Below are 21,274 nucleotides of genomic sequence, written 5' to 3'. Positions count from 1 at the left end.
ATGTTTGCGCTAACACACGCCGGAGCCGAATCCGGCCTGCAACATGAGGTGCCCATCATGGTTTCACGCGTCATACCGGTTGATCCCTTCGATCTGGTTGTTTTCGGCGGCACGGGTGACCTTGCCCGCCGCAAGATCCTGCCGGCCTTGTTTCGACGCTTTTGCGCGGGGCAGATGCCTGAAACGGCCCGTATCATCGGGGCGGCACGATCGGACATGTCCGATGCCTCCTACACGCAAATGGTCGCGGATGCGCTGCGCGAATTCAGCCCCGGCGCGCAAAGTCATGCGGACCGGCTGAGGGATTTTCTTGGCGTTATCTCTTACGTCCGGATTGACGCCATGGGCGAGGCCGGCTGGGCGGAGCTGACCCAAAAGATCACCTCGGTGGACCGGGTTGAGGCCTATTATTTTTCCGTCGCGCCCTCCTTGTTCGGCCCGCTGGCGGAGCGTTTGCAAGGACATGGGCTGGCGGACAGAAACGCGCGGATCGTCGTGGAAAAACCTTTTGGACGCGATCTTGAAACGGCCAAGGCGCTGAATGCCACGCTCGCGCGCTATTTTGACGAAACACAGATTTATCGGATTGATCACTACCTTGGCAAGGAAACCGTGCAGAACCTTATGGCTGTGCGCTTTGGCAATATGCTGTTTGAACCGTTGTGGAACAGCCAGTTTGTTGATCATATTCAGATCACGGTCGCCGAAACGGTGGGCGTTGGCGGGCGCGGTGAATACTATGACCGGGCAGGGGCGATGCGCGACATGGTGCAAAACCATCTGATGCAGCTTTTGTGCCTGATCGCGATGGAACCTCCGGCACGCTTTGACCCTGATGCGGTGCGCGACGAAAAGCTCAAGGTCATCCGCGCTCTGGAGCCGGTAGAGCCGCATCACATCGTGCGCGGCCAATACAACGCCGACCCGGATGATGCCGACACCTATCCCGACTACCGCACCGCCGTGGGCAACCCGCGTTCAAGAACGGAAAGTTTCGTGGCGCTGAAAACCCATATTGCCAACTGGCGGTGGGCCGGGACGCCGTTTTATCTGCGCACCGGCAAGCGCATGCGGGAACGCTCCAGCGAGATATCCATCGTGTTCAAGGAAACCCCGCACTCCATCTTTGCCGAAGATGCCGGGCGGCATCGCAATGTCCTGTCAATCAAGCTGCAGCCAAATGAAGGCATCACGCTCGGTGTGACGATCAAGGAGCCCGGACCGGGAGGGATGCGGTTGATCGACGTACCGCTGGATATGACATTTGCCGAAGCGCTTGGTCCGGATGGCGGTGAGACGGTGGATGCCTATGAGCGCTTGATCATGGATGTGATCCGGGGCAACCAGACGTTGTTCATGCGCGGTGATGAGGTTGAGGCGGCGTGGGATTGGACCGATCCGATTATTCAGGGCTGGACGGATCGGGGCGATGTGCCAAAACCCTATGACAGCCTGAGCGACGGGCCGGATGCATCCGCGCAGCTGCTGGTGCGGGACAAGAGAGAATGGCGAAAGATCTGAACCATGCAAATCATTGAGTATATCGACCGGGATCTTGCGGCCATTGGCGTGGCCGACACGCTGGCCAGCGGGTTGAAAAAAGCGCTGTCGATACAGGAAAGGGTCAGCCTCGCCGTGCCGGGAGGCACAACGCCGGGGCCGATTTTTGACGTGCTCAGCGCCGCCGTGCTGGACTGGGACCGCGTGACGATCATGCTGACGGATGAACGCTGGGTGCCGGAGGACCACGCGCGTTCAAATGCGGCCTTGATCAGATCGCGGCTGATGCAGGGGCCCGCCGCCAAGGCGCATTTCCTGCCGTTTTACAGGGATGGCAAGACCGCTCATGCGGCCGCACCGGAATTGTCAGAGAGCCTGAAGGCACAGATGCCGCTGTCGATGGTGGTTCTGGGCATGGGCAACGACATGCATACGGCCTCCCTTTTTCCGGGTGCGAGGGGATTGTCGCAGGCCCTGCACCCCGACGCGCCCGCTCTGTGTCCGATCGACGCCGAAAGCCAGCCTGATGTGCGCATCACGCTCAGTGCGGCGGCGTTGAACGGCGCGTTGGAAAAGCACCTGATCATCTTCGGGCAGGACAAACGCGACGCATTGGAACGTGCCATGGGACAACCACCGGAACAGGCACCAATCGCTGCAGTCATTCAGGGAGGGACCGTCCATTGGGCCGCATGATGTCAATTTGGGATGCCCTGCGCGAGAAACAGGCGCAGGTAAGCGACCGTTCAATCCTGTCCTTGTTTGACGATCCCGGGCGCGCGCAGGAGTACAGCGCCAAAACGGGCGATCTGTTTTTTGACTTCTCCAAGACCAATATCGACGATGAGGCGCTGAACCTGCTGTCGGGCTTGCTGGATGCATCCGGCATGGCACAAAAGCGCACCGCGATGTTCTCAGGACAGCCCATCAATGACACCGAAGGGCGCGCGGTCTTGCACACGGCGCTGCGCAATCTGGATGGCGGCCCGGTTCTGGTGAATGGCACGGATGTCATGCCGGGTGTTCTGGCGACGCTTGAGCGGATGCGGGTCTTCGCGCAGGGTGTGCGCGACAGTGACGTTACGGATGTGGTCAACATCGGGATCGGGGGGTCGGACCTTGGCCCGGCGATGGCGGTTGCCGCCCTGTCGCCTTATCATGACGGGCCACGGTGTCACTTCGTCTCGAATGTGGATGGGGCGCATATCGCCGATACGCTGCGCGGTCTGGATGCGAAAAAAACGCTGGTGATAGTGGCTTCCAAGACCTTCACGACCATTGAAACCATGACGAATGCCCGCACGGCGCGCGCCTGGATGACAGAGCACGGAGGCGATCCGAAGGCGCAATTTGCAGCGCTTTCCACGGCGGATGACTTGACGGCCGCCTTTGGTATCCCGCCCGAACGTGTCTTCGGGTTTGAGGATTGGGTCGGCGGGCGATACTCCGTCTGGGGGCCAATTGGCCTGTCCCTGATGATCGCCATCGGACCACGCGCCTTTGATGCGTTCTTGCGTGGCGGACAGGCGATGGACCGCCATTTTCAGGCTGCCGACTGGCGCGAAAACCTGCCGGTCTTGCTGGCTCTGGTCGGCGTGTGGCATGCGCAGGTCTGCGGCTGCAGCAGCCGTGCTGTGCTTCCCTACGATCAGCGTCTGGCCAAGCTGCCCGATTACCTGCAGCAGCTGGAAATGGAATCGAACGGCAAAAGCGTTCAGATCGGGGGCGCGGATGTCACCGTTGACAGCGGCCCCATCGTCTGGGGGGCCGCCGGGACAAATGGCCAACATGCGTTTTATCAACTGATCCATCAGGGCACGCGGGTTGTCCCATGTGAATTCCTCGTGGCGGCCGAAGGGCATGAGCCCGAGCTTGCCCATCACCACAACCTGCTGGTTGCGAATTGTCTGGCGCAGTCCGAGGCGCTGATGCGCGGGCGCTCGATTGAGGACGCGCGCGCCAAGATGGTTCAGGCGGGTTTTACCGGGCAGGAACTTGAACGTCAGGCGCGGCACCGTGTCTTCGCGGGCAACCGCCCCTCCGTGACACTGGCCTATCCCAAACTTGATCCGTTTATGTTGGGTCAGATCATCGCGCTTTATGAACACCGGGTGTTCGTGGAGGGCGTCATTCTGGGCATCAACTCCTACGATCAATGGGGCGTCGAATTGGGCAAGGAGCTTGCCACGTCGCTGCAACCCATCGTGGACGGGGAAGCGCCTGCAGATGGCAAGGATGGATCAACGGCGCAATTGGTCGGCTATGTGATTGCAAACCGGGGTTAATTGTCTTGCTTGGCACCGTCGACATCGACAAATCGCTGTTTCAGTGCGTCGGGAATGGCATATCGGCCACTGCCATCCGGGTGCAGCAAGACCAGCACGCAGTCGAATGTGGCCCGCCGCGTGCCGCCTGACCATATCTCCTGATGCATGGTAAAGGATGTGTTGCGGAAAGCCGTGCAGCCACAGGTCACGACGTAGTCCTCATCCAGCAGCATTTCCTGAATGTAGTGGATTGTACCGGAGCGGATGACAATGCGCGGGCCTTCATCGTTGCCAAAATCACGGCTCAGGCCCCAAAGTTGCGTATATCTGACCCGGACCCGTTCGAACCACTGCATGTAGACGGCGTTATTCACGTGGTGCAGCACATCCAGCTCTGAAAACCGCACCTGATCGGCCATGGCCAAAGGGGCAGGCGGCGTGATGCCCAATTGGGCTTGTGCGTCGGCGGCAAGGGGGGTGTGGTAGGCGAGTGTCATCCTGCGCCCTTAGCGCGGGCAAGCGGAATTGCCAAGCCTTGCGTCAGTTTTGCGCCCATGGGCACAGGGAAATCAAACGTCACACGGACGGCCAGAAAAGTCCCTGCCTCGGGTCGTTTGGTCGAATTATATCCGATGAACCTGACATCAAATGTCCTGGAGCGGGTAACGAGAATCGAACTCGTAACTAAAGCTTGGGAAGCTGCCGTGATACCTTTTCACCATACCCGCCGCACCTGCGTGTTAGCGATACTGCGCCGCCCGGTCAAGTTGAGATCAGCGCGTTTGTTCCCTGCGGCTTGCACCGCTTCCATCAGATCGGATCACGCCCGCCGCCGCCTGCGCCGTCCGCCCCTTGCGTCACTCTCGCTGCCGCCGCCCGTGTTGAATGTCGCCTCGGGCAGGGAAACGATCGAGTTCAAGATGGGAAAAGGTTCGACCGCATTCGGGATGGCCGAGGCATTGACGAAATGTTCCTGAAAACGCGGCTCAATCGCGGTTTCGATCTTGTGGATGGCGCTGACGGTCGCTTCGATTTCCGCGCGTGCGGCTGTGTTGAGCAGTGCGATGCGTGCCCCGGTGCCTGCCGCATTTCCGGCGGATGTCACCTTGTCGAGCGGTGCATCCGGGATCATGCCAAGTACCATCGCGTGTTTGGACGAGATATGCGCCCCGAAAGCACCGGCCAGCACCACGCGGTCAACCTTATCGACGCCAAATTTATCCATCAGCAGCCGCGCGCCGGAGTATAGCGCTGCCTTGGCCATCTGGATTTCGCGAATGTCGCGGTTTGTCACGGTGATCCGTGGGCCACCGTCGGCTGTGGCGTCATAGACGAGGTAGGAATAGGTGCGCCCGTCCAGAAAGCACCGCTGCGTTCCGGTCTGCTCCGGTGTGCCGATCAGGCCGGGGGCATCGACGATGCCGTTCATGCGCATCTCCGCCACCATCTCGATGATGCCGGAACCGCATATCCCGGTGATGCCGGAGGGGCCGACTTCCTTGGTGAAATCGGGATCATCCGACCACAGGTCGCAGCCGATGACCTTGAACCTCGGCTCCTTGGTCACCGGGTCAATTTCGACACGTTCAATCGCACCGGGGGCGGCGCGCTGTCCCGAACTGATCTGCGCGCCTTCAAAGGCGGGTCCGGTGGGCGAGGAACAGGCGAGCACCTTTTCCTTGTTGCCCAGCAGGATTTCCGCATTGGTGCCCACATCGACCACCAAAACCAGATCGTCGGATTTATCCGGGGCCTCGGACAGGGCCACGGCGGCGGCATCGGCCCCCACATGTCCTGCGATGCAAGGCAGCAGATAGACCCGCGCGGAGGGGTGGATGTTCAGATCAAGATCATCGGCGCGCAGGCGCAACGCGTTATTGGTGGTCAGCGCAAAGGGGGCCTGCCCAAGCTCAAAGGGATCAATCCCGAGAAACAGGTGGTGCATCACCGGGTTGCAGACAAAAACCGCATCCACGATCAGCGCCTTGTCGATCTGCGCCTCGGCGGCGATCTGGGTAAAGAGCGCGCGCATGCCCTCGCGCACCGCTTCGGTCATCTCATCCGCGCCACCGGCATTCATCATCGAATAGCTGACCCGGCTCATCAGGTCTTCGCCAAAGCGGATCTGGGGGTTCATTACCCCGGAAGAGGCCAGCACCTCGCCGGTTTGCAAATCGCACAGATGCGCCGCAATCGTGGTTGAGCCAAGATCGACCGCCAGACCATAGACGGTGCCGTCGTAATAGCCCGGCCAGATGTTCATGATGCGCGGCGGGTTTTCGGCATCCCCGAGATGGACGGCAACCGTGACCTTCCAGTCGCCCTTGCGCAGGATCGGCTGCATGCTTTGCAGGATGTGCAGGTCCGCTGCGACGTTCTCCAACTCCCATTGATCCCTTAACGCGTCCCGCAGACGTTCCAGATCACCGGAGGGGTCATGCATGTCCGGCTCCGCCACTTCGACGTAGTAAAGCTTGGTCGATGGATCGAGGATAATGTCCCGCGCTTCGGCACGTTTGCGCACGACCTGTTTGTGCACCTGGCTTTCGGGCGGCACGTCGATCACCACATCGCCCTGCACCGTGGCCTGACACCCCAGTCGGCGCCCGTCGATCAACCCGCGTTTGTCCTTGTAGCGTTGTTCGACCTTGTTCCATTCGGACAGCGCGCCCTCACGTACGGTGACGCCATGTTTGGAAAATTCGCCGTAGCTTGGGGTGATCTGACATTTTGAACAGATGCCGCGCCCGCCACAGACCGAATCCAGATCAACGCCCAATTGGCGGGCAGCGGTCAGGATCGGTGTGCCGACCTCAAAATGGCCGCGTTTACCTGAGGGCGTGAATACGACGAGAGGATCATTGCGCATGGACATGTATCGCCTGTTGAATTGATTTGCCCCACCATAGGCCACAGCGCTGTCCAAGACAGCCGATCCGCGTCATTTGATGCGTCAGCCGCGGCATTCCTCTTTTGATTTTATCATAAACGTCATGAGGTTTTCGGGGATCAGCCGTCTAGGGCACAAGCGTTGGTGACTGGCCACGCGCGTGAAAGATGAAACCAATCGTGTTCAGCAGAAGCTGAGCCGCCAGAATGGAGGTGCTGCCGGTAGGGTCATAATCCGGTGCCACCTCCACCAGATCAAGGCCGATCACGGAGTTGCGCCCCGCCACGCCCTGCAAAAGCTCAAGCACTTCGTAGTATAGGAAGCCGCCATGGCTGGGCGTGCCCGTTCCCGGCGCGATGGAGGGGCAAAATGCATCAATATCAATCGTGATGTAGACAGGCACCCCGGCGGGCACGCTATCAAGCAGCTTTTCAAGCCCCATCCTGCGCGCCTGACGCACCGATATGATCTGCGAGCCCATGGCGCGGGCATCTGCGTATCCTTCGCGTGCGGTCGAGCTGACATTGCGAATGCCCACCTGCGTTAACCCGCTGACATAGCTCTGTTCGGCGGCACGGCGCATCGGATTGCCATGCCCGTGGCGCACCCCGTGGCGCTCATCGACAAAATCCAGATGCGCATCAATCTGCAGGATATGAAACGCGCCGCCGCTGTATTCCGGCCCGTCATAGGCGCGAATGCAGGGGATGTTGATCGAATGATCCCCCCCGATCACCACTGGCAGCGCGCCTGCACGCAGGGCGGCCCGCACGCCGGTTTCGATGTTGTCATGACTCTTTTCAGTCGCGGTATGCACGATATCCGCATCGCCCATATCGACGATCCTGACATCGGCGGGCAGGTAGGTGGCATCATCCTCGTGATCATAAGCGCCTGCGTGACCGAAACTGAACAGCGTGGATGCCTCGCGCACCCCACGCGGGCCAAAGCGCGCCCCTGCGCGCCATTGTGTTCCGCCATCAAAGGGGGCACCCAGCACGGCGACATCCGCGTCCAGGGTGTCCCAATCGGCCACATAGGGGCGCTTGCCAAATGTCGAGATGCCCACGAAAGGTAAATCCAGCCTGCCGCTGGCGTAGCCATGGTCTGTCATCTTATCCGTCCCATCTGTCATTGACGCCAGCTTTGCCCTGCGGTTTGCCGCTTGGCAATCACCCGCATATGGGGTTGCGGAAAAATTTGCCCCTTTTCATTCTGCGGGACCCGTGAAATAGGAAACTGCCAAGTGAAACGCTCCGATTGCGAGGTATGCCATGGAGATTCGTGAGGCTCTGACCTTTGATGATGTATTGCTGGTGCCCGGTGCGTCCTCGGTGCTGCCATCGACGGCGGACACGCGCACCCGTGTCACGCGCAGCATTGCCATGAACATCCCGCTGCTCAGCTCTGCCATGGATACGGTGACCGAGGCGCGCATGGCGATCGCGATGGCGCAGGCGGGCGGTATCGGTGTTGTCCACCGCAACCTTTCCGTTGAGGAACAGGCGCAGGAAGTCCGGCGCGTCAAACGGTTCGAAAGCGGCATCGTCTACAACCCAATCACCCTGCGCCCCGAACAGACACTGGCCGATGCCAAGGCGCTGCAGGAGCGATACCGCGTGACCGGCTTTCCGGTGGTGGACGAGAAGGGGCGCGTTCTGGGCATTGTCACAAATCGCGACATGCGCTTTGCCAGCGATGACCGCACGCCCGTCTCCGTGATGATGTCGGCCGAAAACCTCGCCATCCTGACTGAACCTGCAGACCGTGAAGAGGCGATCAGCCTGATGAAATCCCGGCGCATCGAAAAGCTGCTGGTGACCGATGGGGAGGGCAAGCTGACGGGCTTGCTCACCCTGAAAGACACCGAACAGGCGGTGCTGAACCCCACTGCCTGCAAGGATGAATTGGGCCGCCTGCGTGTCGCCGCTGCCACCACGGTGGGGGATGCAGGGTTTGAACGCTCCGAGGCGCTGGTGGATGCGGGGGCGGACATGATCGTGATCGACACCGCGCATGGCCATTCCGAGGGTGTCGCGGCGGCGGTCCGGCGCGCCAAGAGCCTCAGCAATGAAGTACAGATCGTGGCGGGCAATGTCGCAACCGGCGAGGCCACCCGCGCGCTGATCGACGCGGGGGCGGATGCGGTCAAGGTCGGGATCGGTCCGGGGTCGATCTGCACCACGCGCATGGTTGCAGGTGTCGGGGTGCCGCAACTTACCGCCATTATTGATTGCGCCGCCGCTGCCGGGGACGTGCCGGTCATCGCGGACGGGGGCATCAAGTTTTCGGGCGATTTTGCCAAGGCGATTGCGGCGGGGGCTTCCTGCGCCATGGTCGGCAGCATGATCGCGGGCACCGACGAAAGCCCCGGCGAGGTGATCCTCTATCAGGGGCGCAGCTTCAAAAGCTATCGCGGGATGGGCAGTCTTGGCGCCATGGCCAGCGGGTCGGCAGACCGGTATTTCCAGAAAGACGCCGCGAGCGACAAGCTCGTCCCCGAAGGGATCGAAGGGCAGGTGGCCTACAAAGGGTCGGCCGGTGCCGTCATTCACCAACTCGTGGGTGGGCTGCGTGCGGCCATGGGCTATACGGGCTGTGCGACCGTCGACGAGATGCGCAGCAATTGCACATTCGTCAAGATCACCGGGGCGGGCCTCAAGGAAAGCCATGTTCATGATGTGCAGATCACGCGCGAAAGCCCGAATTATCGGGTTGGCTAGTCACGCCCCCGGTCTGAAGGAGAGGGCGCAATGACACCCGCCGCGCGCATTGCTGCCGCCATCGAGATTCTGGATGTGATCGCGCAAGGGGCCGCCGCCGAACAGGCCCTGACCCGGTGGGCGCGACTAAGCCGTTTTGCCGGATCCAAGGATCGCGCGGCGGTGCGGGACCACGTCTTTGACGTGCTGCGCCTCAGGGATACGGTTGCGGCCCTTGGGGGTGGCGCGTCGGGCCGGGCGCTGATGCTGGGCCTGCTGCGGTATAACGGGCTTGACCCATCGGCGTTTTTCAACGGTCAGGGCTATGCGCCAGCGGCCTTGTCCGCGCAGGAGCTGGCATACAGTGCAGACCGGGACACCGCCTGCGGCCTGTGGAACCTGCCGGATTGGCTTGTGCCTGAATTTGAGCGCAGCCTCGGGGAAGAGGCGGGCGCGATTGCGCAGGCGCTGACGCAGCGCGGACCTGTCACCCTGCGGGTCAATCTGAAACGGGCGGACGTCACAACAGCCATGCACAGTCTCGCAACTGATGGCGTTGTGACCACCGCAAACCCGGTCTGCGCGACGGCCCTGACGGTCACCGAGGGCGCGCGACGGGTCAGGAATGCGACGGCCTTTCTGTCAGGTCAGGTTGAGGTGCAGGACGCGGCATCCCAAGCCGTTGTCGATGACTTGCCAGAAGCACAGCGCTGTCTGGATTACTGCGCGGGCGGGGGCGGCAAGGCTCTGGCCATGGCCGCGCAGGATGGCCGCCGGGTTTTCGCGCATGACCGTGACCCGGACAGAATGAGGGATATCGCCCCCCGCGCCAAACGCGCCGGGGCGGTGATAAAGCAGCTGGCAACAGACCGCTTGCACGCCCATGGGCCGTTCGATCTGGTGTTATGTGATGCGCCCTGTTCGGGCAGTGGCGCGTGGCGGCGCAGCCCGGAGGCAAAGTGGCGCTTTACCAGCGCGCGTTTGCAGGAATTGCAGGCGATGCAGCAGGATATCCTGCGCGAGGCGGCACCGCTTGTGGATGCGCAAGGGTGGTTGGTTTATGCCACATGCTCTGTGCTGAGAGCGGAAAATGAGGATCAGATCACGGCATTTCTGTCGCAGAACCCGGACTGGCGCTGCACGCTCCAAAGGCGCTGGCCACTGTCTGAAAACTGCGACGGGTTTTACACGGCACACTTGACGCGGGGATAATTGCTGCAATACTCAACCTTAACGAGCACACCTGATCGTGGTTAAGTCGGGATTAACTCCTAGGGCGCTTTGATGACGGTGCGATTCGATACCAGGAGCGAGCGATTGTCCACGAGTGCCATACTGCCATCAAAACTGACTGAATTCGCGCTTGGCGCCCAGAACAGATTTGCCGGCATATTGGTTGGCGCCGCCGTGCTTGCCATCGTCGGGCTGGCCGCCCCGCATGAGGTTTTGCAGAAATCGCTGCTTGCCGCGGCCACCGCTCTGATCGTGCTGTGCGGCGTGTTGTATGGTTTGGTTGGCGCACATGGCAGACGCCAGAAGGCGACCCTTGCCACGCTGTCCAGCTTTATCGACAAGGATGCCGTTCCCGGGTTTCTGACGCGCGCGGATGGTGAAATCCTGTCGCGCAACCAGGCGGCCCGCAGCCGTTTTCAGGGGCAGGCCGGTGATACGCTGATCGGCGCACTCGACAGGACGGTTGCCGATCCGGCCGCCATCCTCTCTCGCCTTCAGACGCGGGCCGATACCGAAGGGTTCGCGCAGGAGGAGCTTGTCACGCGCAAGGGCCACATCCGCGTTGGCGTCAATAAAGCGGGCGCGAATGCCTATGCCTGGCGCTTTGAAGATGTCGCGGTTGCGGCTGCTCAAAACGACGGGCCTGCTTTGCCGATGATCCTTGTGGGCCGCACAAATGCGATCCTCTACATGAATGATCCTGCGCGGGATCTGGTGGGCGGACGGGTCACATCGCTCGAACGTCTGTTCAAGACGATGCCTGTGCAATCGGGCACCGTCTGCGACATCGAAGGGGTGGAGGGCCCGGCGCGGGTGCTTGTGAGCGAAGTATCCGCCGGGGCAGGGCGCAAGGCGCTTTATCTGTTGCCGCCCGGTCCAGCCTCTGTGCGGGATGATGAATGGAACGTCTTTGAAAACCTGCCGGTTCCGCTGCTCAAGGTGGGGGCGGATGGTCAGGTTCAGGCCTTCAACCTCATGGCGTCCAACCTGATCGGCATCGCGCTCGAACGCGATGTGCATTTGTCCGACCTCATGGAGGGGCTTGGCCGGTCCATCACGGACTGGCTGACCGATACGCTTGCCGGGCGTGCATCGCAGCCGACGGAGTTTCTGCGCCTGAAACGCACCGACAAGGAGGTGTTTGTTCAGGTGACCCTCAACAGGATTTCAGAAAGCGGCGATCCGACGCTGATTGCGGTGCTCAGCGACGCCACCGAGTTGAAATCGCTGGAGGCACAATTCGTACAGAGCCAGAAGATGCAGGCGATCGGGCAGTTGGCCGGCGGTGTTGCGCATGATTTCAACAACCTGCTCACAGCGATTTCGGGTCATTGCGACCTCTTGTTGCTGCGCCATGACCAGGGCGACCCCGATTTCAGCGATCTGGTTCAGATCAATCAGAACGCAAACCGGGCCGCGGCGCTGGTCGGCCAGCTTTTGGCCTTTTCGCGCAAACAGACCCTGCGCCCCGAAACGCTGGACATGCGCGACACGCTCGCGGATCTGACGCATCTGCTGAACCGGCTGGTGGGCGAGAAGGTCACGCTGACCCTGACCCATGATCCGGTTTTACTGCCCATCCGCGCCGATAAACGCCAGCTTGAACAGGTTCTGATGAACCTCGTGGTGAATGCGCGCGATGCGATGCCCAACGGGGGCGAAATCCGTATCGAAACGCAATGCATCCGACTGAAAGCGCCGCTCAACCGCGACCGTGTCACGGTGCCTGTGGGCGAATATGTCACTGTGCATGTGTCAGATGACGGCATCGGTATCCCCTCCGACAAGCTGCAAAAGGTCTTCGAGCCCTTTTACACGACGAAACGCACCGGCGAGGGAACGGGTCTGGGCCTGTCAACGGCCTATGGAATCGTGAAACAGACCGGCGCCTATATCTTCGTAGACAGCACCGTTGGCGTTGGCACGCGCTTTACCCTCTATTTTCCTGTACTTGAAAACAGAAAACCTGCGCCGGTTGCACCGCGCGTTGAAACAAAGAAACCAACCGGCAAACATGGCGATGGCGTGATCCTTCTGGTGGAGGACGAGGCCCCCGTCAGGGCCTTTGCCAGCCGTGCGTTGCGCCTGCGGGGCTACACGGTGCTGGAGGCCGATTCTGCCGAAGCGGCGCTCAAGACCCTTGAGGATGAGACGCTGAACGTGGATGTTTTCGTGACGGATGTGGTCATGCCCGGAATGGACGGCCCGAGTTGGGTGCGCGAGGCGCTGAAGAACAGACCGGATGTGCGCGTCGTCTTTGTCTCGGGCTATGCTGAGGACAGTTTTGGCGAGGCGCAGATGAAAATCCCAAACTCGGTATTTCTGCCAAAACCGTTTTCTCTCAATGACTTGACGGACACAGTTCACGAGCAGCTGCATTGACATCGCACCTTGCCTCGCCGCCAGCGTGACGCGATGACCGGGTGGCTGGCGAGATAAAATGCATCGCCGCATTTTTTTTCAATCACTCTTTAACCAGTTCCGTCGCACAGTGCTTCCAGAAAATTTAAATTGAAATGTTCTCATTTTGGTCCCATAAGGAACGTAATGAGAACAAACGCACAGAGCGCGTCGGCAACGATTGCTGCAGCGGGTAAACTGTGACAGTAAGAGGAAATGAAATGGCAACGGCAGATCTACTCAGCATGAACAGCAAGAAATCCGCAGATAAACAGAAAGCGCTCGACTCCGCATTGGCCCAGATCGAACGCCAGTTCGGCAAGGGCTCGATCATGAAACTGGGGGCCGAAGGTGCCGTTCAGGACATTCAGGCAAGCTCAACCGGCTCCCTGGGGCTTGATATCGCCTTGGGCATAGGTGGTCTGCCGATGGGCAGAATCGTCGAAATCTACGGCCCTGAAAGTTCGGGCAAGACCACGCTGACCCTGCATTGCGTTGCCGAGCAGCAAAAAGCGGGCGGTGTCTGCGCATTTGTTGATGCGGAACACGCGCTTGATCCGACATATGCAAAAAAGCTGGGTGTTGATCTGGACGAATTGCTGATCAGTCAGCCCGATACCGGCGAGCAAGCGCTTGAAATTACCGATACGCTCGTGCGCTCGGGTGCAGTGAACATGGTGATCGTGGATTCTGTGGCCGCGCTGACGCCAAAGTCCGAGCTGGAAGGCGATATGGGCGACAGTTCCGTCGGCGTTCAGGCCCGCCTGATGAGCCAGGCGATGCGCAAGCTGACAGGCTCCATCAGCCGCAGCAACTGTATGGTGATCTTCATCAACCAGATCCGGATGAAGATCGGCGTCATGTTCGGATCGCCCGAGACAACGACGGGCGGTAATGCGCTCAAGTTCTATTCATCCGTTCGCCTTGATATCCGGCGTATCGGCGCACTGAAGGACCGCGATGAGGTCGTCGGGAACCACACCCGCGTCAAGGTCGTCAAGAACAAGGTTGCAGCACCTTTCAAGCAAGTCGAATTTGATATCATGTACGGCGAAGGTATCTCCAAAATGGGGGAGCTTCTGGACCTTGGCGTGGCTGCCGGTGTGGTGGATAAATCCGGGTCATGGTTCAGCTATGGGGATGAACGGATCGGGCAGGGGCGTGAGAACGCCAAGGGATTCCTGCGCGAAAACGTCCAGATGGCGCTTGAGATCGAGGATAAGATTCGCGCCGCACATGGGCTGGATTTCGACATGCCGGCGCATGAGAAGAAAGCGGACGACGATATTCTTGAGGCCTAAAGCACCACCAAGCAAGACACCCGCATTTCAAGGGCGCACCAACCGGCTGCGCCCTTTTCCATTTATGCGCAAGCTGCTTGTGGACAGCCACGACGGACGGGGGTATTTGGATTTAACCTGAAATATCTCGCCCGAAGGCCCGCATCATGCAAACGCTGAACGATATCCGATCCACCTTTCTGTCCTACTTTGAAAAACAGGGACATTCGGTCGTGGCCTCCAGCCCGCTTGTGCCGCGCAACGACCCGACGCTGATGTTTGCAAACTCTGGCATGGTGCAGTTCAAGAACCTGTTCACCGGGGTCGAAACACGCGCCTATAAACGCGCAACCACGGCGCAGAAATGTGTCCGGGCAGGCGGAAAGCACAATGACCTGGACAACGTCGGCTATACCGCGCGCCACCACACGTTCTTTGAAATGCTGGGGAATTTCAGCTTTGGCGATTACTTCAAGGAAGACGCCATTCCCTTCGCCTGGGATCTCGTGACGCGCGAGCTTGGCATCGACAAATCGCGCCTCTACGTCACGATCTACCACACGGATGAGGAAGCGGCGGCCATCTGGAAGAAAGTCGGCGTGCCCGAGGATCGTATCATTCCGATCGCCACGAATGACAATTTCTGGATGATGGGGCCGACGGGACCCTGTGGCCCCTGCACCGAGATTTTCTATGACCATGGGGATCACATCTGGGGCGGGCCTCCCGGCTCGCCCGAAGAGGACGGCGACCGGTTTGTTGAAATCTGGAACCTCGTTTTCATGCAGTATGAGCAGTTCGAGGACGGAACGCGCCGTGATCTGGCCGCGCAGTCCATCGACACAGGCATGGGCATCGAGCGGGTCGCGGCCCTTTTGCAGGGCACCAACGACAATTATGCAACCGACCTCATGCGCAGCCTCATCGAAGCCTCTGCCGATGCCAGCAATACCGACCCGGATGGGCCGTGCAAAACGCATCATCGCGTGATTGCGGACCATCTGCGCTCGACCTCTTTTCTGATGGCCGATGGGGTGATGCCCTCCAACGACGGGCGCGGCTACGTGTTGCGCCGGATCATGCGGCGCGCCATGCGGCATGCGCATCTGCTGGGTGCGAAAGATCCGTTGATGCACCAGCTTGTACCCGCGCTCGTGCAGCAAATGGGCGCGGCCTATCCCGAATTGGGCCAAGCCCAGAGCATGATCATACAGACACTGTTGCAGGAAGAAACCCGCTTCAAACAGACGCTTGAGCGTGGTTTGAAACTGTTGGACGATGAATTGAGCGCGCTTGGCGAGGGCGATGATCTGCCCGGTGCTGCCGCGTTCAAGCTGTACGATACATACGGCTTTCCGCTGGATCTGACACAGGACGCGCTGCGCGAGAAGGGGCGCGGTGTGGATACGGATGGATTTGACGCGGCGATGGCTGCACAAAAGGCAAAGGCGCGCGCCGCATGGTCAGGCACGGGCGAGGCGGCGGATGCTGCGATCTGGTTTGACGTGGCAGATGCACAAGGCACGACCGATTTTCTGGGCTATGACACCGAGGTTGCCGAAGGGCAGATCGTCGCGCTCGTGCAGGGCGGCACGGCGACGCAGACGGCCAAAGCCGGAGAGACCGTTCAGATTGCCCTGAACCAGACGCCTTTTTACGCCGAAAGCGGTGGGCAGGTCGGGGATACCGGCGTGATCAAGACAGCCAATGGGGTTGCAAACGTCACGGATTGCCGCAAGACGGCGGATGTTTTCGTGCATATGGCCAAGGTCACTGAGGGCGCCTTGTCGGTCGGGGAGGCGGCGCAGCTCACGGTTGATCCCGCCCGCCGCACGGCGATCCGCGCCAATCATTCGGCGACGCATCTGTTGCATGAGGCGCTGCGCGAGGCTTTGGGCGATCACGTGGCGCAACGCGGGTCATTGAACGCCGAAGATCGGTTGCGCTTCGATTTCAGCCACACGCAGGCCCTGAGCCACGAGGAACTGGCCCGGGTCGAAGCGGATGTGAACGCCTACATCCGGCAGAACGCGCCGGTGGAAACCCGCATCATGACGCCGGATGCCGCGCGTGAACTGGGCGCGCAGGCGCTCTTTGGCGAGAAATATGGCGATGAGGTCCGCGTGGTCTCTATGGGGCGCAAGGAAGGTTCCGGCAAGGGGTTGAGCGGTGATACCTATTCGCTGGAGCTTTGCGGCGGAACGCATGTGCGCCAGACCGGCGACATCGGCGCCTTTGTGACGCTTGGGGACAGCGCCAGCAGCGCCGGTGTGCGCCGGATCGAAGCGCTGACCGGGGCCGCCGCGTTGCAGCATCTGCGCGCGCAGGATCAGCGTCTGGCCGCCGTCGCGGCAGACCTCAAGGCGCAGCTTGCCGATGTGCCCGAGCGTGTGCGCAGCCTTCTCGAGGAACGCCGTGCGCTGTCAAACGAAGTGGCGCAACTGCGCCGGGAACTTGCCATGAGCGGCGGTGGTGGCAGTGCCGCCCCGGACGTCAAGGACGTGGCCGGCACGCCTTTCATGGCGCAGGTGCTGTCGGGCGTGACCGGCAAGGACTTGCCCGGCCTCGTCGATCAGATGAAAGAACAAATGGGATCGGGCGTCGTTTTGCTGATCGCGGATGCGGATGGCAAGGCGGCTGTCGCGGCGGGTGTGACCAAGGACCTCACCGCCAAACTGTCCGCTGTGGATATCGTCAAGGCGAGCGTCGCGGCCCTCGGCGGCAAGGGCGGCGGTGGACGTCCCGACATGGCGCAGGGCGGTGCAAAAGATGCCGCCAATGCCGATGCCGCGATTGCAGCCGCAGAAACAGTCTTGAAAGGATAGGGTGATGGGCGCGCTTTGGATTGCACATGTCAAGGTCACGGATGAGGAAGCCTATGGAAAATACGCAGCCCTCGCCACAGAGGCGATTGCCGCGCATGGCGGCCATTTCATCGCCCGCGGTGGTCGCTTCGTCCAACTGGAAGGTCAAGCCCGCCCGCGCAATGTCGTGGCACGGTTTCCCGATGTTGAATCCGCTGAAAAATGTTATAATTCAGAAATTTACCAGCGGGCCTTAAACCATGCGCGCGATGCGTCCGAGCGGGATCTGATGATCATCGAGACAACCGAATAGCGCCCTTTGCGCCCGGCACGGCACCGGGCGCAGAAAAGTCATTCAGCCTGCGCGCGCCATGCGTTTGCGCTCATGCGGATCAAGGTAGCGTTTGCGCAACCGGATGGCGTTTGGTGTCACCTCGACCAGTTCATCATCGTCGATATAGGCGATGGCTTCTTCCAGGCTGAGGGTGATCGGTGTGGTCAGCCGCACGGCCTCATCCGTACCGGAGGCGCGCACGTTGGTCAGTTTCTTGCCTTTCAGCGGGTTCACTTCGAGGTCATTCTCACGGCTGTGCTCACCGATGATCATACCGGTGTAGACATCAGCCTGCGCCCCGATCATCATTTTACCGCGCTCTTCAAGGTTCCACAGCGCATAGGCCACCGAGGTGCCGTTTTCCATCGAAATCAGGACACCCGCCCGCCGGCCCGGAATAGGCCCCTTGTGAGGTGCCCAGCCATGAAAGACGCGGTTCAGCACGCCCGTGCCGCGCGTATCGGTCAGGAATTCGCCGTGATAGCCGATCAACCCGCGCGAGGGCACATGTGCCACGATGCGCGTCTTGCCCGCACCGGCTGGTTTCATCTCGACAAGCTCCCCCCGGCGCGTGCCTGTTATTTTTTCGATCACGGCCCCGGAATATTCATCATCCACATCGATCGTGGCTTCTTCGATGGGTTCATGGCGCACCCCGTCGATGTCGCGAAACAGCACCTGCGGGCGCGAGATGGAGAGTTCAAACCCCTCGCGGCGCATGTTTTCAATCAGAACACCCATCTGGAGTTCGCCGCGCCCTGCAACTTCGAAGGCCTCGCCGCCGGGTGTGTCGGAAATCTTGATCGCCACGTTGCTTTCCGCCTCTTTCATCAGCCGCTCCCGGATGACGCGCGACTGGACCTTCTTGCCATCGCGGCCAGCAAGCGGGCTGTCATTGATGCCGAAGGTGACGGTGATGGTCGGCGGGTCGATGGGCTGCGATGGCAGGGCCTCGGTAACTTGCGGGGCGACGATACTGTCGGCGACGGTTGCCTTGGACATGCCCGCAAGGCTCACGATATCACCCGCTTCAGCCAGATCAATCGGTTGCTGGTTCAGCCCGCGAAACGCCAGCACTTTGGTCACACGAAAGGATTCGATCTGCGTGCCATCCCGGCTCAGCGCCTTGACGGTTTCGCCCGCTTTGACGGTCCCGGCCTCAACCCGGCCCGTCAGAATGCGCCCGATAAACGGGTCCGCACCCAGTGTTGTGGCCAGCATCTGGAACGGCGCGTCGCGCTGCGCCAGTTGCGCCGGGGCGGGGACGTGTTCGACGATCAGATCAAACAGCGCCGAAAGGTCCTTGCGCGGACCATCCAGCTCGACATCCGCCCAGCCAGAGCGCCCCGAGGCATACATGGCCGGGAAATCCAGTTGGTCATCATCCGCGCCAAGGTTGGCAAAAAGATCGAAACACTCATCCAGCGCGCGGTCGGGTTCGGCGTCTGGCTTGTCGACCTTGTTCAGCACAACAATCGGGCGCAGGCCGAGGGCAAGCGCCTTTGAGGTGACGAATTTCGTCTGCGGCATCGGCCCTTCGGCCGCGTCCACCAGCAGCACCACACCGTCCACCATGGACAGGATGCGCTCAACCTCACCACCGAAATCCGCGTGGCCGGGGGTATCCACGATGTTGATACGCGTGCCCTTCCATTCGACGGATGTGGCTTTGGCCAGAATGGTGATACCGCGTTCGCGCTCCAGATCATTGCTGTCCATCGCCCGTTCCGTGGTGGCCTGATTTTCCCGGTAGGTGCCCGATTGTTTGAGCAATTCATCCACAAGCGTGGTTTTACCGTGATCAACGTGAGCAATAATTGCGATGTTTCGCAGGTCCATGAGAGCGCCTCGATTTGACTGAATATGCGCGCCTCCCGGCGCCGCTTTGGGGGCCGCATACCGCGCAGCCTGCCAGAAAGCCAGCGATAATCGCCCAAGGCGGGTGCAGAGTTAATGCTGCGTGGTATTTGACAGCAGGTGAATGACCAGAATACCGGACAGAATCAGACCCAACCCGATGATCGCGGGCAGGTCGAGCCGTTGACCAAACACCACGAAACCGATGCAGGCGATAAAGACGATGCCCAGACCCGACCAGATCGCATAGACCACACCGACGGGCATGTATTTGAGCGTCAGGCCCAGCAGGAAGAAAGCCAGCCCATAGGCGATCACAACGACGATGGTGGGGCCTGTGCGGGTGAACTGCTGGCTGGCCTGAAGGGCGGTGGTGCCGATCGTTTCAAACAGGACGGCGAGGATCAGATAGAGATAGTGCAGTGGCATGGCAGCGGCCCTTCTGGCGTAAGACCGGCAGACAGTGCGTGTCTTTGGTCTGCGCCATCACGAGGCTGGCAGACATATCAGACAAGGCCACACGCCGGATCGGGGAATGATACGTTCCGCCATATCCGCGACGCGCGCATGGATCAAGCAATCAAGATCGCCGCGCATGCGATGGGTGCCTGAAACCTGCGCCATGTGGCGCGGGCGGCGCAAAAATCATGCACCCAGGTCGCGGAATTGGATGTCGGTGCGCTTCGGCTTCGCTGCGCAGCCGCAGCAACAGACGCGCATGAGGCTGACAAAACCGCAAACCAAGCCCGGCGGTTCGCCTGTCCGGTCAGCCTGCAAGCGCCGTGTTGAGGTTCTCGCTGATCTTTTCCAGGAACCCCTGCGTTGTCAGCCAGCCCTGATCCGGCCCCACGAGCAGCGCAAGGTCTTTGGTCATAAACCCGCTTTCCACCGTATCCACGACCACTTTTTCCAGCGTTTCGGCAAAATTGAGCAAGGCGTCATTGTCGTCAAGCTTGGCACGGTGCTTCAGCCCGCCTGTCCAGGCATAGATCGAGGCAATGGAATTGGTCGAGGTCGCTTCGCCTTTCTGGTGCTGGCGATAATGGCGGGTGACGGTGCCATGCGCGGCTTCGGATTCGACGACCTGTCCGTCCGGTGTCATCAACACCGATGCCATCAGCCCCAGTGATCCAAAGCCCTGCGCAACCGTGTCCGACTGCACATCGCCATCATAATTCTTGCAGGCCCAGACATATCCACCCGACCACTTCATGGCAGAGGCGACCATGTCATCAATCAGGCGGTGTTCGTACCAGATACCGGCGGCGTCGAATTTCTCCTTGAATTCCGCCTCGAAAACCTGCGCGAAGAGTTCGAGGAACCGCCCGTCATATTGTTTCAGAATGGTGTTTTTCGTGGACAGATAGACGGGCCAGCCCAGAGTGAGGCCATAATTGAAGGATGCGCGCGCAAAATCGATGATGGATTTGTCGAGGTTGTACATCGCCATCACAACACCGCTGTCGGGCGCGTCAAAGACCTCGCGCTCAATCTCCGTGCCGTCTTCACCGACAAATTTGAGGGTCAGCTTGCCCTTGCCGGGAAATTTGAAATCTGTCGCGCGGTATTGATCGCCATAGGCGTGACGCCCCACAACGATGGGTTTTGTCCACCCGGGCACGAGGCGCGGCACGTTCCGGCAAATGATCGGCTGGCGAAAGATCACCCCGCCCAGAATGTTGCGGATCGTGCCATTGGGCGAGCGCCACATCTGTTTCAGGCCGAACTCTTCGACGCGGGCTTCATCCGGCGTGATCGTCGCGCATTTGACACCGACACCGTGTTCCTTGATCGCATGGGCTGCATCCACGGTGATCTGATCGTCCGTGGCATCGCGGGATTCCATACCCAGATCATAGTATTTCAGATCAATATCCAGATAGGGCAGGATCAATTTCTGCTTGATGAAATCCCAGATAATGCGGGTCATTTCATCCCCATCGAGTTCCACAACGGGGTTTTGCACTTTGATCTTCGTCACCGGAATCTCCTGCGTTCTGGCTGGGT

Annotated in this window: 15 protein-coding genes and 1 tRNA gene; 9 read left to right on the top strand and 7 right to left on the bottom strand. The window is 60.3% G+C overall.

Annotated features, from left to right (window positions below):
* Positions 1–57: 57 nt before the first annotated feature.
* The 3 genes from zwf to pgi are packed head-to-tail and all read left to right on the top strand — an operon-like array spanning position 58 to position 3,785.
* The gene (gene zwf / locus RD1_RS12505) at positions 58–1,521 is read left to right on the top strand and encodes a glucose-6-phosphate dehydrogenase (protein WP_011568875.1); all 1,464 of its coding nucleotides are present in this window, start codon (positions 58–60) and stop codon (positions 1,519–1,521) included.
* A 3-nt stretch (positions 1,522–1,524) separates the two neighbouring features.
* Entirely contained in the window at positions 1,525–2,196 is a 672-nt protein-coding gene (pgl, locus tag RD1_RS12500; RefSeq protein WP_011568874.1) for a 6-phosphogluconolactonase, read from the top strand.
* Entirely contained in the window at positions 2,193–3,785 is a 1,593-nt protein-coding gene (gene pgi, locus RD1_RS12495) for a glucose-6-phosphate isomerase (RefSeq protein ID WP_011568873.1), read from the top strand. The genes pgl and pgi overlap by 4 nt, the downstream gene beginning before the upstream one ends.
* On the opposite strand, the gene RD1_RS12490 is transcribed toward pgi, so the two are convergent.
* The 4 genes from RD1_RS12490 to RD1_RS12475 form a co-directional block, all read right to left on the bottom strand.
* A complete protein-coding gene (locus RD1_RS12490) occupies positions 3,782–4,264 on the bottom strand; it encodes an acyl-CoA thioesterase (RefSeq protein ID WP_011568872.1) in 483 nt (160 codons plus the stop codon). The two genes, pgi and RD1_RS12490, sit on opposite strands and share 4 nt — an antisense overlap.
* A gap of 157 nt (positions 4,265–4,421) precedes the next feature.
* Positions 4,422–4,495 (bottom strand) — tRNA-Gly (locus tag RD1_RS12485).
* 92 nt (positions 4,496–4,587) lie between these two features.
* Complete coding sequence (locus RD1_RS12480; RefSeq protein WP_011568871.1) at positions 4,588–6,636, bottom strand: ASKHA domain-containing protein; 2,049 nt, start codon at positions 6,634–6,636, stop codon at positions 4,588–4,590.
* A gap of 148 nt (positions 6,637–6,784) precedes the next feature.
* Positions 6,785–7,771 carry an agmatinase gene (locus tag RD1_RS12475; protein WP_011568870.1) on the bottom strand — a complete coding sequence of 329 codons (987 nt, stop codon included), beginning with the start codon at positions 7,769–7,771 and terminating at the stop codon, positions 6,785–6,787.
* Positions 7,772–7,931: 160 nt separating this feature from the next.
* On the opposite strand from RD1_RS12475, the gene guaB reads away from it, so the two are divergent.
* The 6 genes from guaB (at position 7,932) to RD1_RS12445 (ending at position 17,389) form a co-directional block, all read left to right on the top strand.
* Positions 7,932–9,380, top strand: a complete 1,449-nt coding sequence (guaB, locus tag RD1_RS12470) for an IMP dehydrogenase (RefSeq protein WP_011568869.1) — start codon at positions 7,932–7,934, stop codon at positions 9,378–9,380.
* A 30-nt stretch (positions 9,381–9,410) separates the two neighbouring features.
* Entirely contained in the window at positions 9,411–10,571 is a 1,161-nt protein-coding gene (locus RD1_RS12465) for an RsmB/NOP family class I SAM-dependent RNA methyltransferase (RefSeq protein WP_011568868.1), read from the top strand.
* Positions 10,572–10,676: 105 nt separating this feature from the next.
* Entirely contained in the window at positions 10,677–12,974 is a 2,298-nt protein-coding gene (locus RD1_RS12460; protein ID WP_105880258.1) for an ATP-binding protein, read from the top strand.
* Positions 12,975–13,213: 239 nt separating this feature from the next.
* Positions 13,214–14,293 carry a recombinase RecA gene (gene recA, locus RD1_RS12455; protein ID WP_011568866.1) on the top strand — a complete coding sequence of 360 codons (1,080 nt, stop codon included), beginning with the start codon at positions 13,214–13,216 and terminating at the stop codon, positions 14,291–14,293.
* Between the two features lie 146 nt (positions 14,294–14,439).
* A complete protein-coding gene (gene alaS, locus RD1_RS12450) occupies positions 14,440–17,097 on the top strand; it encodes an alanine--tRNA ligase (protein ID WP_011568865.1) in 2,658 nt (885 codons plus the stop codon).
* 4 nt (positions 17,098–17,101) lie between these two features.
* Positions 17,102–17,389, top strand: a complete 288-nt coding sequence (locus RD1_RS12445; protein WP_011568864.1) for a DUF1330 domain-containing protein — start codon at positions 17,102–17,104, stop codon at positions 17,387–17,389.
* 42 nt (positions 17,390–17,431) lie between these two features.
* Here RD1_RS12445 and typA read toward each other — a convergent pair whose 3' ends face one another.
* The 3 genes from typA to RD1_RS12430 form a co-directional block, all read right to left on the bottom strand.
* Positions 17,432–19,249 (bottom strand): translational GTPase TypA, encoded by a 1,818-nt coding sequence (typA, locus tag RD1_RS12440; protein ID WP_011568863.1) that lies wholly within the window; start codon positions 19,247–19,249, stop codon positions 17,432–17,434.
* Positions 19,250–19,360: 111 nt separating this feature from the next.
* Positions 19,361–19,696, bottom strand: a complete 336-nt coding sequence (locus RD1_RS12435; RefSeq protein ID WP_011568862.1) for a DMT family transporter — start codon at positions 19,694–19,696, stop codon at positions 19,361–19,363.
* A 337-nt stretch (positions 19,697–20,033) separates the two neighbouring features.
* Complete coding sequence (locus RD1_RS12430; RefSeq protein ID WP_011568860.1) at positions 20,034–21,248, bottom strand: NADP-dependent isocitrate dehydrogenase; 1,215 nt, start codon at positions 21,246–21,248, stop codon at positions 20,034–20,036.
* Positions 21,249–21,274 lie beyond the last annotated feature (26 nt).

It is taken from the genome of Roseobacter denitrificans OCh 114 (assembly GCF_000014045.1).
Lineage (GTDB): Bacteria > Pseudomonadota > Alphaproteobacteria > Rhodobacterales > Rhodobacteraceae > Roseobacter > Roseobacter denitrificans.
Note: the sequence above shows the minus strand (reverse complement) of the source record. Positions and strands in the feature narration are given on the sequence as shown.